The 1,320-nt window shown below is 78.7% G+C and carries 2 protein-coding genes; both read left to right on the forward strand.

All coding sequences use genetic code 11. The annotated features are described in order from the left end of the window. Positions 1–670 (forward strand): lysylphosphatidylglycerol synthase domain-containing protein (locus HH311_RS30760; protein WP_169187544.1); only part of this gene is annotated, 670 nt, incomplete at its 5' end. 5 nt (positions 671–675) lie between these two features. Then, a complete protein-coding gene (locus HH311_RS30765; RefSeq protein ID WP_169187545.1) occupies positions 676–1,272 on the forward strand; it encodes a histidine phosphatase family protein in 597 nt (198 codons plus the stop codon). The last annotated feature ends 48 nt before the right edge of the window (positions 1,273–1,320 follow it).

Below are 1,320 nucleotides of genomic sequence, written 5' to 3' on the forward strand. Positions count from 1 at the left end.
TCACGGCCGGCGCAGCGGCGACGTCGGCCGGGGTGTGCAGGGCGTGGTCCTCGAACGCGTCGCCGGCCAGGCCGTCGTCGTCGTGGTCGGGGCGGTGGTGCTGCTCGCGGCGCCGGGGCCGCTGCGGGGGCTGCTCGCCCAGGCGGTGCCCGACGCGACCGCGCTCGCGAGCGCGGCGGGGGTGGCGCTGGCCGTGCTGCTCGGGGTGGCAGCCGTCCCGGGGGTGCGCCGGGCGTTGGCGCGGCTCGGCGGCGGGATCCGCCGCGGTCTGTTCGGGACGCGGACCGGCCCGGCGGTGCTCGCCCTCTCGCTCGTCACCATGGCGGGCCACCTCGCCCTGCTCGAGGTGGCCGCGCTCGCCGTCGGCGTCCCGGCCGGGTTCGGGGTGCTCGCCCCGCTGCTGATGCTCTCCCTGCTCTCGATGGGGCTCCCGGTCAACGTCGGCGGCTGGGGGCCGCGGGAGGCGACGACGGCCGCGGCCTTCGGCCTGGCCGGACTGGGGGCGGACACCGGGCTGGCCGTCGCGGTCGCCTTCGGTGTCCTCGCCCTCGTCTCCACCCTGCCCGGCCTCGGGGTGCTCGCGCTGCGCCGGACGGTCCAGCGGCGCGCCGCCGCCCCGACCAACTCGCCCCGCTACACATTTCGGGCGCGCCCGGCGTCAGTAGCGTGAGTCGGGTGCTCATCCTCGTCCGCCACGGCCAGACGGGAGCCAACCGGCGCGGCCTGCTGCTGGGCCGCGCCGACGAGCCGCTGTGCGACGGCGGGCGCGAGCAGGCCGACGCCCTGGCCCGGGCGCTCCCCGCGCCGGCCCGGCTGATCAGCAGCCCGCTCGGCCGGGCCCGGCAGACCGCCGAGGCGATCGCGGCGGCCTCGGGGACGCCGGTGGAGGTCGACGAGCGCTGGGTGGAGATGGACTACGGCTCCCTCGACGGCAGGCCCGCCTCGGCTCTCGACGCCGACGGCTGGCGCGCCTGGCAGGACGACCCGGCGCACGTCCCGGCGGGCGGGGAGTCGGTCGCCGACGTCGGCGCCCGGGTCCGGTCGGCCTGCCGGGAGCTGGTCGCGCCGGCCGCGGAGGGCGACGTCGTGGTCGTCAGCCACGTCTCCCCCATCAAGGCCGCGATCGCCTGGGCGCTCGGGGTCGGCGACGAGGTGGCCTGGCGGATGTGGGTGGCCGACGCCGCGGTGTGCCGCATCGACACCTCGGGCTCGCTGCCGCGGCTGCTCGCGTTCAACGACGTGACGGCGCACGTCGGAGCGCCGGTGCACTGATCACCGGCGGACCGTGCCCGGCCGGGGCCCGGAGCCGTGTCACGCGAT

The sequence above is a fragment of the Actinomycetospora sp. TBRC 11914 genome, assembly GCF_012933465.1.
Taxonomy (GTDB): Bacteria; Actinomycetota; Actinomycetes; order Mycobacteriales; family Pseudonocardiaceae; genus Actinomycetospora.